The sequence below is a fragment of the Candidatus Spongiisocius sp. genome (assembly GCF_965221825.1).
GTDB lineage: Bacteria > Actinomycetota > Acidimicrobiia > Spongiisociales > Spongiisociaceae > Spongiisocius.
Genome location: NZ_OZ244917.1, coordinates 3,228,166 through 3,241,609, shown reverse-complemented (window position 1 = coordinate 3,241,609; position 13,444 = coordinate 3,228,166). Strand labels below are relative to the sequence as shown.

The following is a 13,444-nucleotide window of genomic DNA, read 5'->3' as shown; positions in this document are numbered from 1 at the left end:
CGGAAGGTTGCAAGGGAACGAGTCGCTCAAGCCTCATCGCGCGTTACGCATTACATTCCCCTCAATCGCGCGTCACGGAGAGGGAGAAGGAGCGGCGGATGAGGTTCGAAGATCGCCTTGACGAGGCTCACCTGGCCTTGCTGGAAACGATTCCGGCCGAGATGTTGGACCTTTCTGACGTTCCCACCGCCCGAGCGACTCTTGCAGGGCGGGCGGAAGCGATGAAGGAGCAAGCGCCCGAGATCCCCGGAGTCGAGATTGAAGATCATCACATTCCCGGACCGGACGGTGATCCGGATGTGATGGTGCGCGTCTACACACCTTCCGGCGTGGATGCTCCGATGCCAGGTTTCTTGTGGATCCACGGTGGAGGGATGGTTCTCGGCAACGTGGCCATGGACGATGTCAAATGCAAGGCGGCGGCAGCCTCCGTCGGATGCGTGGTGGCGTCCGTGGAGTACCGGCTAGCCCCAGAGAATCCCCACCCGGCGCCTGTCGAGGACTGTTTCGCCGGGTTGCAGTGGTTTGCCTCCAATGCAGGTAGCTTGGGAGTCGATCCGGCGCGGATAGCAATCGGCGGAGGTTCCGCAGGCGGGGGACTGGCAGCGGCGCTCGCGTTACTCGCCAGGGATCGGGGTGTGGACATCATCCACCAGCAGTTGATCTTTCCGATGCTGGATGACCGCAACATCACCCGTTCCAGCCACTACGTCCAGCACCCCAAAGTCTGGAATCGGGAAACCAACCTGGCCGGATGGAGCGCGTTACTGGGCAAGCCGGCCGGGTCGGAAGACGTGTCTCCTTACGCCGCCCCCGCCAGGGCCGACGACCTCTCCGGATTGGCGCCGGCCTTCATCATTGTGGGCGACCTGGATCTCTTCCTCGACGAGGACATCGAGTATGCGGGCCGTCTTGCCGCTGCCGGGGTTCCCACCGAGTTGCACGTGATGCCGGGCGCGGTGCACGGCACCAGCGTGCTCCTGCCTGATCACCCGGTGAGCAAGCGCTGGCAAGCAATCGAAATGGGCGCCCTCAAGCACGCTCTGACCGGCGGAGGGTGAGGCCGAACGCGGTAGCAGCCAACCGGGCCCGGGCTAGGGCGTGTTCACGCTATGCGCTTTCGTTTGTTATGGCGGATCCCGTGGTCGATCAACTAGCCGTCTAGGAGGTGAAGACCGCAGGGCAGGTGGGCGGGGTGATCCCAGACCTCTGGAGGGCCCGTGACGGTCAGGTCGACGCCGTAGGTCCAGATCATCCCCCCGACACCGCTCAGGCCTCCCTCCTCATACAGCGCGTACGAGACCTCCATGCCCTTGTCCGGCAAAGTCGGGTCATAACAGCGGTAGGACTCGCAGCGGACGAGGTCTTCCCAGCTTTCGCTACCGGGAGGAAGCCGGAAGAACTGGGGATCAGGTTCGTGAGGTTTGCGTTCTTCAAGGATTCCCCGAGCGGTCCTTACCAGGGTGCGGCGTGCCTCCTCCACCGAGCGGACGAAAGCAGAGGGCTCCGATTGGACGATACAGCCTCCCCGAGACTCGAAGGCAAGCCAGAACCCCGAATTGGACGGACCCTCCGAGCGGAGGGCCTCGTCATCGTGGGGCGGCGGCGCTGACGGTGTCCGCACGGGTTGTTCCGGATACTTGGTATCACTTGTTCTAGCCATGATCCGAAGCTAGTGATCGGGTGTGACATATTCCGGCCGGCACAAGCGTGTCTGAATCAGGTGAACTGGAGGCGAGCCGTGCCCTCTAATCGAGCCCTGCTGCGAACTCGAGGGCTTCGTCGAAGCCGGCGTTGCGGACCAGCAGGCTTCGCATCTGCATGAGGGGACCCACCGTGTCGATTGCGAAGGCGCCTCCCAGCCGATCCCCGTCGCGGTACAGGGCCATCATGGCCGGGCGATCAGGCGGATCGTGGACGAATTCCGGTGCGTCCATGGATGCGCGGCCCACCAGTTGCAGACGGTGCCCGTACTGGTCGGACCAGAAGTACGGGATGCCGTCATAGGCGACCGGGTCGTTCCCCGCCAGGGAAGCCACGATGTTGCGGGCCACGGTGGTGGACTGCTGGACCGTGTTGGTCCAGTGCTCGACCCGCATCTGCTCACCGTACCTGGGGTTGTGCCAGGAGGCCAGGTCGCCCAGCGCGTACACACCTGGCAACGAGGTGCGCATGTACTGATCGCACCGCACCGCCCGATCGGTCTCGACCCCCGAACCCTCCAGCCATTCGATGTTTGGGATCACCCCGATCCCGACCACCACCAGGTCGCACCCGACCGCCGTGCCGCCGGCGAGGCGGACCGCCAGGCCTTCGGAGGTCCGGTCGATGCCCTCCACGCCGGCGCCACAACGCAGTTCGGTCCCGTACAGGTCGTGGAGAGCCGCGCAGCGCTGTCCCACCTCGGCGCCCACCGCCGCCACCAGCGGCTGGTCGGCCGCCTCGAGAACCGTCACGGCCACGCCCCGGTCTCGAGCGCTGGCCGCCACCTCGCTACCGATGAAGCCCGCCCCGACGACCACAACACGGTCAGCGTGTTCGAGGGCCGACCGGATGGCTGCGGAGTCGTCCAGGGTACGCATCACATGGACGCCAGGTAGACCCTCGGTGCCCGGGAGGCGCCGGGGGCGGGCGCCAGTGGCGATCACCGCCGCTTCGTATCCAAGCTTCTCGCCGGTGGCGAGGGTGACGGTGCGGTCGTCCCCGTCCAGTCCCACCGCCGCCGAACCCGGCTTGAACTCGATGCCCTGCTCATCGAAGAATTCCCGGGTCCGGAAGTACGTGTCGTCGGGGGCCTTCTCCCCCGTCAGAACTTCCTTGGAGAGGGGTGGACGGTCGTAGGGAAGGTGGGACTCGTCCCCGACCAGCGTTATCCGGCCCTCGAACCGGAGGCGCCGCAGGGCATGGGCGGTCCGGAAGCCGCCGAGGGAGGCCCCGACGATGACCACGGCAGAGCGGCGGGTCACTCCGTCGACGCCAGTTCGATCTTCCCGTCGGCGAATTCCATGAGCCAGCGCCGGTAGATCACGGTGCCCAGGTCGGCCGCCTTCACGTGCATCTCGGCGGTCAACTCCACCGGGAGCTCCTCGGGCCGCTGGGACTCGACCACCGGCTTGTCCTGGGCGAGGATGACCCGCTGCATCCGGTCGAACTCCTCGTCCAGGTCGTAGGCGAAGTTGCGGGCCACGAACGTGAAGCACCGGGTCCGCTTGCGGCTCACAGGCGCCACCGCCACGAACAGGATGTAGCTCTCGTTTGGACCGGCCGAGCTGTCCAGCCACATGGCGTTGGGCATGAACACCCGGTAGCGCTTCCACGCATCGTAGGTCTCGCCTTCTGTGGCCACCATCGAATTCTTGGGGTTATCGGTGTATTCGAGGAACGGACCGGCGTTGATCCGGATCTCCCCGCCGCGCCGGAAGGCCTCGTAGTCGGCAATTACCGCATTGTCACGATCCCCGAGTATGCCGTGATGGACATGGGCGAAATGGGAGAAGTCGAAGTAGTTCTCCAGGCGGCGACCCACCGAGCAGTCCCACTCGTAGGGTTCCCAGCGCATGATCCGGAAGGAGGGATCGTCTAGTTCGGGGAGGACGGCTGGTGGGAAGACCGGAATCTCATCCCCGAGACAGGTCCATACCAGACCACCCGATTCGATCGCCGGATAGACGGGGAGTTGGGCCTTGAGCTTGCCGTTCAGCTCGGGACGGGCCGGAATATCCACGACGGTGCCCTCCTTGTCGTAGGCCCAGCCGTGGTAGGCGCACCGGAGCCAGCAGCCGTCGATCCGGCCGAGCGACAGGGCCGAGCCCCGGTGGCGGCAGATGTCGTCGAACACGTAGGGCTTCCCGTCCAAGCGGGCAACGGCGAGGCGGGTGTCGAACAACGTGGCCTGTTGGGGCTCGTCCTTAAGATCCTCGGAGAAGGCCACCGGGTGCCAGAAGTTGCGAAGCTGCTCGTAGAGTTTCGTCTCTCCCGCCACATCGAGCTGGGTATTCCCCTGGGTCTCGTCGAGTTCGGCAGTTATCTGGACCACCGTCACCTCCCCTTCGTTCGGTCCGGCGTGCCGGCTTGGGGGCGCCGGCGGATCCGGTGACTAGCCGGTCACCACCCGGATGGCCTCCACCGGACAGCACACTTCCGCGTTCACGGCTTCGTCGAGAAGATCATCGGGAACGGTCGGCTGGAGCACGATGATCTCGCTGCTGTCATCCGCCACCCGGAATAGGGACGGCGCCACCGAGGCGCACATGCCCGATACGATACAAACCGTATGGTCGAGTTCGATTGTCGCCACGCCGACTCCTCCACTCGATCAGCAAACTACCGTGGCCCCGGATTATAGACCACATCAATGCCTGGGAGGGCTGGAATGTTGCTCCGTCGGAACATCGGCGAGCCATCCTTGCGGGCGACGCGCCTGGCCTCGCCCTATCGCTGTCTCCTGGCACCGGAATCTCGAACAGGTGCAGCACAACATGATATGCTAACTGTAAGTCTGTGCTGAGAAGGATCGTAGCGCATGGTCATCTACCCTCGACTCAAGCACCCTTTGACGAACTTCCGCAACCTGAACAACTCCGGGCGTCGTGATCCGTACCCGGATCCGGCGACCACCCCCGCCGTGCTCGACGTCCCACCTTTCCGATCCTTCGAGGACAGCGACGTTCCGCCGGCCCCGGGCGCTGCGCTGTCGCTCGACGCCCGTCCCAGCCTCCGGGCAAGCGGCGAGAGATGACATCTCCACCCGCTACGACCATTGTCAGCGGGGGTTCGTCGGGTATCGGGAGAGCGGTGGTGGAGGGATTGCAGGACAGAGGCCGGTCGGTCGCAATCCTTGACCTCCAACAGCCCCCTGAAGACCTGCTCGCCCTCGACCAGGTCCTGTTCGTGGAGTGCGACATCTCAGATCCGGTCGCCGTCCAGGAGGCGGTCGCCCACGTCGGGAGCCGAGTTGGGAGGATCGATGGTCTCGCTACGTGCGCCGGGATCGGTGGAGCAGCGGCTCGGCAATCGATCGGTGCTTCGCAATGGGACCGTGTCAGGGCAATTGTCAACGTCAACCTTTTGGGGTCCTACTGGCTACTGGAAGCCTGCGCCGTTGCCATGGCAGAGTCGGGCGGCGGCTCGATCGTCCTCGTAGGTTCGGTTCTGTCGCGCAAGGGCATGGCCGGAATGTCCGCATACAGCGCATCCAAGGGCGGAATCGAAGGCCTGGCGCGGTCGGCCGCAGTCGAGTTGGCCGATCGCGGCATTCGCGTCAACTGCGTGCTTCCCGGACCGATCATGACGCCCATGTCAAGGACCGGGTTCGAAGCCGATGGGCTTTCGGCGGAGCAGTGGATCGAGCGAATGGCCGGATCGGTACCGATTAACAGGGTCGGGGTGCCCGAAGATGTCGCCGGGGCGGTGTTGTTCCTGCTCGATGAAGCGTCGAGCTACATGACAGGGGTATCCCTCATGGTGGATGGCGGCGCGAACGTAGGATGACCTGATTCGGTGGAGGATGGAAGATGTCGAAGCAACCAGCCGACGATAGGAGCACAGGATGAAGGTCATCGACTTCCGGGTCCGACCCAACACTACCGAGTACATGAATCTGTACACCGGACCGGGCTACGCACTGCTGTGGCGTCGGTTCGGGATTCCGGAGCCGGCGCCCGTGCCGCTGGAGTACTTCTCGAACGAAGTCCGCCGGCAGAGCATCGAGATGGGCGTGTTCACCGGACGCCGCAGCGCCTGGGCACGCCTGAGCAACGATTACGTACGAAAGACAGCCGCGGGAACCGGGGGTCTTCTGTTCACCGCCTACGGGATCAACCCGCACGCTGAAGACCGCGAGGCGGAACTTGCCGCCGCGGCTGCGGACAGCAGAAACATCGGCATCGCGCTCGATCCTCCAGGTGATCCCCTCGCGCCCCAGCCGCTCGGATGGGACGACGATACGGTCATGTTCCCTATCTTCGAGTTCGCGGCCGCCAACAAGCTGGTCGCCATCCTCACGGTCGGACCCTTCGTGGGTCAGTTCTACGGGAACCCGGGACCGTTTGAACGGATAGCCCGCACCTTCCCGGACCTGCGCCTGGTAATCGCGCATGGATGCTGGCCCCGCTCGGAGGAGTTGGTGGCTACGGCCTACCGGAACGACAACATTTACCTCGAAGCCTCCATCTACGCCTTCCATCCCGGTGCAGATGTGTTCCGAGACGCAGCCGGAACGCTGATCTCCGACAAGGTGATCTATGCCAGTGCATTCCCGTTCCAGCCCCTCGACGCTTGGAAGAGGTACGTCAGTCTCGGATGGCCCGAGGACTCGCTCCAGAAGATATTGTACGGCAATGCCCGGCGCCTGATCGAATACGCAGGTGGGCCGACGTGCGAGTGATCGTCCCGGGTGGCGAAGGTGCATCGAGCGCGGAGGGGGATGCGCGAGTTGTCATCGTAACGGGCGCGCTCGGTGGCATGGGCAGGGCGATCTGCGAAGCGTTACAAACCGGCGGTTGGACGGTCGCCGGAATTGATCTCCCCGACGTAGTCGCTTCCCGAACCGACTATGAACTGCCTGATTTGCTGCTGGGCGCCGACATAACGTCCACGGGCGATCTCGAGTCGGCTTTCGACGAGGTGACCCGGCTGGCAACCACTCCGACCGCCCTCGTCAACTGCGCCGGCGTGGGGGCACCCGATCCGCTTGTCCAGATGTCCTTCGATCGCCTACACAAGGTCATCGAGGTGAACCTGACAGCTGCGATAACCGCCATGAGCCTCTTCGCAAGACACTGGGTCGCCGGCGAGAGCCGGCGCCCGGCGACCGTCACGGGCGCGATTGTCAACATCTCCAGCCTGGCGGCCTACGGATCCAACGCCGGCCAGTCAGCATACGTGTCGTCCAAGGCGGGGCTGATTGCCGCCACGCGTGTCGCGGCCAACGAACTCGGACCGCTCGGAGTGAGGGTCAACGCCATCCTTCCTTCGTTCGCTTCGACACCGCTCACGGCGGCCACCACCAACGAGACCCGAGCCGACTACCTGTCCCGGACCCCTCTAGGGAGGTTCCCGGACCTCCGCGAGGTGGCTGCGACCATCGCCTGGCTCCTGTCGCCGGATGCGAGCTATGTGTCCGGAGCGGAACTCAGGGTCACGGGCGGGCGACTGTTCTGAGGTGTTCCCTCCACGGCCCTAAGAGAGCACCGACTCGGCCTTCCAGCACCGCACCGATCTTCCATCGGATGCAACCAGATGCTGGGGTTCCGAGCACCGCGCTTCGGCGAGCGGGCAGCGCGGAGCGAGACGGCAACCGGTCGGTAGAACGGATGCATCCCGGGTGTCCACCGCCAGCTCGAGCGGCTCTGCAGGGTCCGGCAGGCTGCTGGCCGTTAGCAGCGCCCGTGTGTACGGATGGGCGGGCCGGGCCACGATGTCGGTGGCGGTCCCCTCCTCGACGATCTGGCCGAGGTAGATCACCAGGATCCGGTCGGCGACGTAGGAGATGACATCGAGATCGTGGCTGACCAGGATCATCGAAAGACCCATCGACCCGCGAAGACCTGTGAGCAGGTTGAGTATCTCCCCACGGACCGACACGTCTAGCGACGAGGTGGGCTCATCGAGAAACACGATGTCCGGTCGGGTGATCAGCGCGCGCCCGATCGAGAGCCGCTGGAGCTGGCCACCGCTCAGTTCGTGTGGGTACCGGTCCAGGTGCTGCGTGCCGAGACCGACCGATGTGACCGCCCGCTCCAGAGATCCATCCACCTCCTCTCCCGTGACCTCCCGAGCGAGCCTTGCGTTGTAGCGCAGGGCCGCGCGGACACGCCGCGCCGGGTTGAAGGAGCCTCGTGGGCTTTGATACACGAACTGCACCTGGCGTCGCTGGTCACGTGTTCGTGTGCCCTGCGCGAGATCCAACGGTTGGCCACCCACTTCGGCGCTTCCTGTGGCAGTTGTCTCCACACCCGCGATGACCTTGCCAAGCGTGGACTTACCGCATCCGCTCTCGCCCACCACACCGAGTATCTCCCCGGCTCTGAGGTCGAGGGAGACGTTCGATAGTGCCTGATACCCCTTGCCCGACCCGATAAGTCGCTTCGTGGTGTAGGTCTTCGACAGGTTCCTGACCTTGAGGAGGATGGGTCCGGATGCGGCGCCCGCTCCGGTGCCGATTCCCTCGTTCTGAGGTCCGGTCGGAGAGTTGCGATAGGTCATTCCGGTTCCCCGCCACCGTCCCCGTGGATCGCCTTCACGGGGAACAGGCACCGTACGAAACCGCCGGCCGAAGGCGACTGGCCGAGAACGGTATCCGAGCAGGGCGATCGAGCCTCGCTACACCTCGCCCGGTAGGGACAGGTTGGCGTGACCTCCTCGATCGAGGGCAGCGTGCCTGCGATCGAATACGCCGGGTCACCCCGGTTGAGCACGCTGCTACGCACGAGATCGCGAGAGTACGGGTGGGCGGGATCGCTGAGAATGTCGGAGATCCGTCCGTACTCGACCGATTGGCCGGCATACATGACGGTCACGGTGCCGGCCAGGCGCTCCACGACGTTGAGATCGTGGGAGATGAGGATCAGGCTGGCGCCGGAACTGTCCAGGTACTCCTCGAGGAGATCGAGAACCTGAACCTCGGTGGTGACGTCCAGCGAGGTGGTCGGCTCGTCGGCTATGAGCAGATCCGGCTTCGGTGCCAGCGCCATCGCGATGGCGACACGCTGGCACATCCCACCGCTCAGTTGGTGGGGGTACTTTCGAGCGACCTCGTCCGGCGCCGGGATGTGCAATGAGCCAAGCAAGTCAACCGCGGCGCGACCCCGGTCGGGCTTGCCGACGCCCGCTGCCGCGAGCGCTCTTCCGATCTGCGTTCCGACTCCCGCCATCGGGTCCAGAACGGAAGCCGGATCCTGGAAGATCATGGCCACCCGTCGGCCGCGGACCTCGTCCGGGAAGTCGCTCCGGAGGTCGAACCGGCCGAGCAGCGTGGCCGAGCCTTTGTCCAGCACCGCGTTGCGAGGGAGCAGCCCAGTGAGCAGCCGGGCAGTGAGGCTCTTTCCGCAACCGGACTCGCCGACGAGAGCCGTGCGATCCCCTGCGCCGACGGACAGATCCACGTTCTGAACGGGATAGAGGGGCGGTAGGCCCTTCCGATCTATCCGGATCCGGGCCCCGGAGAGCGAGACCACCTCTCCCATCTTCAGGCTCCGACCCGGCTGCATCGCACTGGCATGGCGCCTTCCTTATCCGATCCCGCGAGTCTCTGCATCGAAGAACCGCGAGAGACTATGGAGGCTGATCACGACCAGCACCACGGCGACACCCGGGAAGGTGGAGACCCACCACGCACCCTGGAGTAGGAACGGTGCGCCGGTGTTGATCATGGACCCCCACTCGGGGAAGGGTGGTTGCACACCGAGCCCGATGAACGCCAGAGCAGCGATGACCTGGATGGCCAGGGCGGTGCTGAGGGCGAAGAGGCCAAGCACCTGGCTCGTGGCGTTGGGGAGCAGTTCCAGGACAACGATGCGTGGGCCGCTCGCACCGGCGTTCTGGAGCGCCTTCACCCACTCCGCCTCCCGAAGCGGGGCGATGACACTTCGCACGACGCGGACATACCAGGGAAGGCTGATGGACGATATGACCACTACGAGATTGAAGGTGTTGTCACCGAGTGCGGCGAACAGGGCCAGGGCGAACAGGAAGAGCGGGAACGACTGGAGTACTTCGATGGCCTTCTGGACGATCGCGTCGATCCACCCGCCGGTGTAGGCGACAGTGGCACCCAGAATGGAGCCCACCACCGCCCCGAAGGTAACCCCCGTGACAGCGACGCCCACATCGGTTCGGGCTGCCGCGATCACGCGGGAGAAGACATCCATCCCGAAGCCGTTGGTTCCGAACCAGTGGCTACTTGAGGGGGCCTCGAGGACATTAGCGGGATTGGGCTGAAGAGGATCGTGCGGCACGATCATGGGGCCGATCAGGATCGCCACGAAGGTGATGGCCAGCATGATGGTGGGTATCCGCGGCAGCCTGGTTATCCAGACCGCGGCTCGGGCGAGCCGGGCGCGAAGCGGATGGGCGTCCCGAACATCAACCGTCATCGGCGTCGCCCAATGAATAAAGACCACCCGCCAGAGCTCTTAACCGGAACACGCGTGGCGGCGGCCGTGGTGCCCATCACCGCGATATCCGCAGGCGCGGGTCCATAGCAAAGGTGACGAGATCGGCGATCTGGTACACGACAACGTAGGTGACCGATGCGAGGAGCACCACACCGAGCACCGGGTTGTAATCGGAGCTATCCATGGCGGCAACCGCGTACGAACCAATTCCGGGCCACGAGAACACGACCTCGACGAGCACGGCGCCTCCCATCAGGAAGCCGATGGTGATGGCCAGGATGTTGATGACCGGAGCGGCGATATTCGGGAGAAGGAGCCTCCACTTCACGGTTCGCCTCGAAACCCCGAAAGACAACGCAGCCTCGTAGTAGGGCGAGTTCACAACGCTCACCGTGGCGTTACGCGTCACGTTGAGGATAGGCGGCATCACACCCGACGCCAGCGTGACGGCAGGCAACAGAAGATACCGGATCGACTCGCGTGCGGCCGTCCAGTCACGAGCGAGCAGCGCATCGACGGTGACGATGCCGGTGACCGCTTCGGCTTCGACCGCGAATAGCCCGCGCCCGGTTGGTGCGGGAAACCATCCGAGCCAGTAGAAACCGAAGTAGATGAGCATCAGGCCCAGCCAGAAATTGGGGATGGCCGCACCGAGCTGCGCAACCGAACCGACGATTCGATCTGCCCAGCCGTCGGGTCTCAAACCGGCCCGGACACCACCCGGGATCGCCACCACCAGAGACAGCAGCAACGCCGCGCCTGCTAACTCGACAGTCGCCGGCAGCCGCTGCCATATCTCTCCACCGACCGGAGCAAAGGTCCGTCTCGAAATGCCGAGATCGCCTCTCGACAGGTCTGCCATGTACGAGGCCCATTGGCGATACATGGGTTGATCGAGACCCATCTCGGCGCGACGGGCGGCGATGATCTCGTCGGTCGCGTCCTGACCCACCATCAGGAAGGAAGGGTCAGCGGTAGCCCTGCTCACCACGAAGGTGAGCGTCGCGACGAGCAGCGACACGAGGAGGAGCGCGCCGAGCTTCCTGGCGAGGTATATGAACACGTCGGTGCGGGTGGTGGATGCCGACTCACCCGCGGCCGAAACAGGGCCGCTTGAACCGTCCCTGTCGAGTTCAGCCTCTGCCGAGGTGGCCACGCGCTGACCTCCTGTCGTCGGTTACCTGCTCAGGCTCGGTCGATGGCCGGGAGGGTGCCGGGGAATGCCTGGTTGTCAAGGTTCCCCAGCACCCTCCGAGTTCTTCAGAGCTTCGACGCCGGCAGGACGGCCCTTATTCCTCCCTGTAGAGGCTGCCCCATATCGGCAACTCGTCCGGCTCGTGCACGTAGCCCAGGAGGCCGTGCGCCAAGGCGACCTGTGTTGCGCCACCCGCGATCCACACCTCGGGAGCATCGTTGATGATGATCTCCATTGCCTCCCGGGCGAGATCCCGCTGGGCGTCCTTATCGGTCTCAACCTTGAGGGCCGCCACGAGCTCATCTATGCGCGGGTCGGTGTACTGCGTCCAGTTGATCACCGAGTTGGTCCTCCACCAGAGATTGAAGTGGAAGAACGGCTCATCCACGAAGTCGGTGAACCATCCACGCAAATAGGCCTCCCCGGTCGCTTGACCCATGGCCTCGGCCAGCACGGCTCCGGTCGCCCGCTCGATGTTCATAGTGACACCGATCTTCTGGTACTCGGACCGCAGGAACGTGGCGATCTCGTCCACCAAGGTGTTGCCCTGCGGGATCATCAGGGTGAACTCGAATCCGTCGGCGAAGCCCGCTTCCGCAAGCAACGCCCTCGCCGTGTCGAGATCGTACGTGTACTTCTGCAGATCCTCGAAGCCGAAGTCCTGGTAGTAGGTCGAGTTCGGCGAAACCGGGCCCGAGATATGCACGCCTGTGCCTTGCAGGATGTCGTTGAGGACTGTCTCGTACGGAACCGCGTAGTTGAGAGCCTGCCTCACCTCGCGGATGTCGAACGGTGGCATCTCGGTGTTCAACAGGAGCCGCAGGGTCCTCCGGCCCGGGATCTTGAGAACGTTGGCGGTGCCCGACTCATCGAGACGGGCCAGCTGGCGTTCGTCGAGGTCCATCGCCATGTCGACCTCGCCGGTCTCGAGCAGCAGGATCCGGTTGCTGGCATCAGGAATGACCAGGAGTTCGACCCGGTCGAAGTAGGGCTCGGGCCATGCCCAGGCGGGGTTGGCCTCGAACACGATCCGTTGCCCGCGATCCCACTCGACGAGGCGGTAGACACCGTTGCCGGCGTAGTTCTGAGCGATCCATTCGTTCCCGCACGGGTCGTCCTCGGTGATGTGTGGCTTGATCGCCTCCGAGTCGAGTATCACCGCCACCTGCGCCCGTATCTGGTTCTCGATGATCGGCGAAGGATTCTCGAGCGTGACGCGGATGGTGTAGTCGTCGATCTTCTCCACCTGATCGGTTGACATCACCCCGTACGAGTTCGAGTTGAACATGGTGCTCGCCTTGGCACAGAACGCTCGCTCGTAGAACCACAGGAAATCGTCCGCCGTCATCGGGTTACCGGTTGTCGGGAAGGTGACCCCTTGCCGGATATGCATGGTCACCGTTCGACCGCCGTCCGAATACTCGATCCGCTCCACCGCGCGTCCGATCCGCTTGGAGATGTTGGCCTTGGCGAACGCGCCCACCTCACCCTCAGGCGGCTCGTAGAAGAGGAACTGAGCGTAGATGTTCTTCAACGTCATGTTCGTGAGCGTGTTCTGCCCGAAGATGGGATCGATCGACGGTAGGTCGCCCGAGACCGCGATCCGCAGCGTATGGACTTCTTCCTCCATCGCCGCCTCGGTGGTCGGTGTCGGCTCCGCCGCGCTGGTTGTCTCCGGCGCAGCCGCCGTTGTCTCGGGCGCGGCGCTCGTTGTTGCCGGTGCAGCGCTCGTCGTCGCTGGAGCGTCGTCGGTATCGGTCTCAGCACCGCATGCACTGAACAGAAGGCCGAGTACCACCGCCAGACCGACCACCAACCTTGTTCTTCTCTGTCTCTCCATGGCTACTCTCCTCCCGTGGTCAGATCTCCATCTGACAGTTCGTAGTGTTCTGCAGCTCATACCTACACTCTCGGCGCGGTGCCCTCTCTCTGGATTGCCAGGCGGTAGGACGTACCCGGACCGCCACAGCTACCGGGCCCGATCAGGACCCCGGCGGCCATGTGGTGCGGACAGGGGACTTCGACCTCGTATGCTCGCTTGGGGCAGACGTGCCATGATCGGAGAAGGGGGAGCCGCCAGCCCGGGGCAACACCTCCTTTCGACAGGGATGTCAAACCCGAGCATGGTGAGGTA

Annotated in this window: 14 protein-coding genes; 5 read left to right on the top strand and 9 right to left on the bottom strand. The window is 64.3% G+C overall.

Translation table 11 applies throughout. The annotated features are described in order from the left end of the window. Window positions 1-98 precede the first annotated feature (98 nt). The gene (locus ACOQPD_RS14840; protein WP_420612737.1) at window positions 99-1,061 is read left to right on the top strand and encodes an alpha/beta hydrolase; all 963 of its coding nucleotides are present in this window, start codon (window positions 99-101) and stop codon (window positions 1,059-1,061) included. A 92-nt stretch (window positions 1,062-1,153) separates the two neighbouring features. Here the strand turns inward: ACOQPD_RS14840 and ACOQPD_RS14835 are convergent, their stop codons facing one another. From ACOQPD_RS14835 to ACOQPD_RS14820, 4 genes are all read right to left on the bottom strand, one after another. Beyond that, window positions 1,154-1,663 (bottom strand): hypothetical protein, encoded by a 510-nt coding sequence (locus tag ACOQPD_RS14835; protein WP_420612736.1) that lies wholly within the window; start codon window positions 1,661-1,663, stop codon window positions 1,154-1,156. Between the two features lie 85 nt (window positions 1,664-1,748). Beyond that, window positions 1,749-2,966 (bottom strand): NAD(P)/FAD-dependent oxidoreductase, encoded by a 1,218-nt coding sequence (locus ACOQPD_RS14830; RefSeq protein WP_420612735.1) that lies wholly within the window; start codon window positions 2,964-2,966, stop codon window positions 1,749-1,751. Next, the gene (locus ACOQPD_RS14825; protein WP_420612734.1) at window positions 2,963-4,036 is read right to left on the bottom strand and encodes a Rieske 2Fe-2S domain-containing protein; all 1,074 of its coding nucleotides are present in this window, start codon (window positions 4,034-4,036) and stop codon (window positions 2,963-2,965) included. Before ACOQPD_RS14825 ends, ACOQPD_RS14830 begins: the two co-directional genes overlap by 4 nt. Window positions 4,037-4,096: 60 nt before the next feature. Beyond that, window positions 4,097-4,297 carry a ferredoxin gene (locus ACOQPD_RS14820; protein ID WP_420612733.1) on the bottom strand — a complete coding sequence of 67 codons (201 nt, stop codon included), beginning with the start codon at window positions 4,295-4,297 and terminating at the stop codon, window positions 4,097-4,099. 225 nt (window positions 4,298-4,522) lie between these two features. Here ACOQPD_RS14820 and ACOQPD_RS14815 point away from each other — a divergent pair, with 225 nt between their 5' ends. Genes ACOQPD_RS14815 through ACOQPD_RS14800 form a run of 4 tightly spaced genes read left to right on the top strand, consistent with a single transcriptional unit; the run spans window position 4,523 to window position 7,161 of the window. Further along, window positions 4,523-4,738, top strand: coding sequence for a hypothetical protein (locus tag ACOQPD_RS14815; RefSeq protein WP_420612732.1), 216 nt, complete (start codon window positions 4,523-4,525; stop codon window positions 4,736-4,738). Then, the gene (locus ACOQPD_RS14810; RefSeq protein ID WP_420612731.1) at window positions 4,735-5,490 is read left to right on the top strand and encodes an SDR family NAD(P)-dependent oxidoreductase; all 756 of its coding nucleotides are present in this window, start codon (window positions 4,735-4,737) and stop codon (window positions 5,488-5,490) included. Before ACOQPD_RS14815 ends, ACOQPD_RS14810 begins: the two co-directional genes overlap by 4 nt. Window positions 5,491-5,548: 58 nt before the next feature. Further along, window positions 5,549-6,385 (top strand): amidohydrolase family protein, encoded by an 837-nt coding sequence (locus tag ACOQPD_RS14805; protein ID WP_420612730.1) that lies wholly within the window; start codon window positions 5,549-5,551, stop codon window positions 6,383-6,385. Beyond that, the gene (locus ACOQPD_RS14800) at window positions 6,376-7,161 is read left to right on the top strand and encodes an SDR family NAD(P)-dependent oxidoreductase (protein WP_420612729.1); all 786 of its coding nucleotides are present in this window, start codon (window positions 6,376-6,378) and stop codon (window positions 7,159-7,161) included. Before ACOQPD_RS14805 ends, ACOQPD_RS14800 begins: the two co-directional genes overlap by 10 nt. 18 nt (window positions 7,162-7,179) lie before the next feature. Here the strand turns inward: ACOQPD_RS14800 and ACOQPD_RS14795 are convergent, their stop codons facing one another. The 5 genes from ACOQPD_RS14795 to ACOQPD_RS14775 form a co-directional block, all read right to left on the bottom strand. Next, a complete protein-coding gene (locus ACOQPD_RS14795) occupies window positions 7,180-8,205 on the bottom strand; it encodes an oligopeptide/dipeptide ABC transporter ATP-binding protein (RefSeq protein ID WP_420612728.1) in 1,026 nt (341 codons plus the stop codon). After that, window positions 8,202-9,185 carry an ABC transporter ATP-binding protein gene (locus ACOQPD_RS14790; RefSeq protein ID WP_420612727.1) on the bottom strand — a complete coding sequence of 328 codons (984 nt, stop codon included), beginning with the start codon at window positions 9,183-9,185 and terminating at the stop codon, window positions 8,202-8,204. The genes ACOQPD_RS14795 and ACOQPD_RS14790 overlap by 4 nt, the downstream gene beginning before the upstream one ends. 45 nt (window positions 9,186-9,230) lie before the next feature. After that, window positions 9,231-10,094, bottom strand: coding sequence for an ABC transporter permease (locus ACOQPD_RS14785; protein WP_420612726.1), 864 nt, complete (start codon window positions 10,092-10,094; stop codon window positions 9,231-9,233). A gap of 76 nt (window positions 10,095-10,170) precedes the next feature. Next, entirely contained in the window at window positions 10,171-11,271 is a 1,101-nt protein-coding gene (locus ACOQPD_RS14780; protein ID WP_420612725.1) for an ABC transporter permease, read from the bottom strand. 133 nt (window positions 11,272-11,404) lie between these two features. Next, window positions 11,405-13,150, bottom strand: coding sequence for an ABC transporter substrate-binding protein (locus tag ACOQPD_RS14775; protein ID WP_420612724.1), 1,746 nt, complete (start codon window positions 13,148-13,150; stop codon window positions 11,405-11,407). Between the last annotated feature and the right edge of the window lie 294 nt (window positions 13,151-13,444).

Excerpts from the sequence above, each read along its gene's own strand:
- ACOQPD_RS14790 (WP_420612727.1), bottom strand. The coding sequence starts at position 9,185 with ATGGGAGAGGTGGTCTCGCTCTCCGGGGCCCGGATCCGGATAGATCGG.
- ACOQPD_RS14840 (WP_420612737.1), top strand. The coding sequence starts at position 99 with ATGAGGTTCGAAGATCGCCTTGACGAGGCTCACCTGGCCTTGCTGGAA.
- ACOQPD_RS14785 (WP_420612726.1), bottom strand. The coding sequence starts at position 10,094 with ATGACGGTTGATGTTCGGGACGCCCATCCGCTTCGCGCCCGGCTCGCC.
- ACOQPD_RS14805 (WP_420612730.1), top strand. The coding sequence starts at position 5,549 with ATGAAGGTCATCGACTTCCGGGTCCGACCCAACACTACCGAGTACATG.
- ACOQPD_RS14810 (WP_420612731.1), top strand. The coding sequence starts at position 4,735 with ATGACATCTCCACCCGCTACGACCATTGTCAGCGGGGGTTCGTCGGGT.
- ACOQPD_RS14815 (WP_420612732.1), top strand. The coding sequence starts at position 4,523 with ATGGTCATCTACCCTCGACTCAAGCACCCTTTGACGAACTTCCGCAAC.
- ACOQPD_RS14775 (WP_420612724.1), bottom strand. The coding sequence starts at position 13,150 with ATGGAGAGACAGAGAAGAACAAGGTTGGTGGTCGGTCTGGCGGTGGTA.
- ACOQPD_RS14835 (WP_420612736.1), bottom strand. The coding sequence starts at position 1,663 with ATGGCTAGAACAAGTGATACCAAGTATCCGGAACAACCCGTGCGGACA.
- ACOQPD_RS14795 (WP_420612728.1), bottom strand. The coding sequence starts at position 8,205 with ATGACCTATCGCAACTCTCCGACCGGACCTCAGAACGAGGGAATCGGC.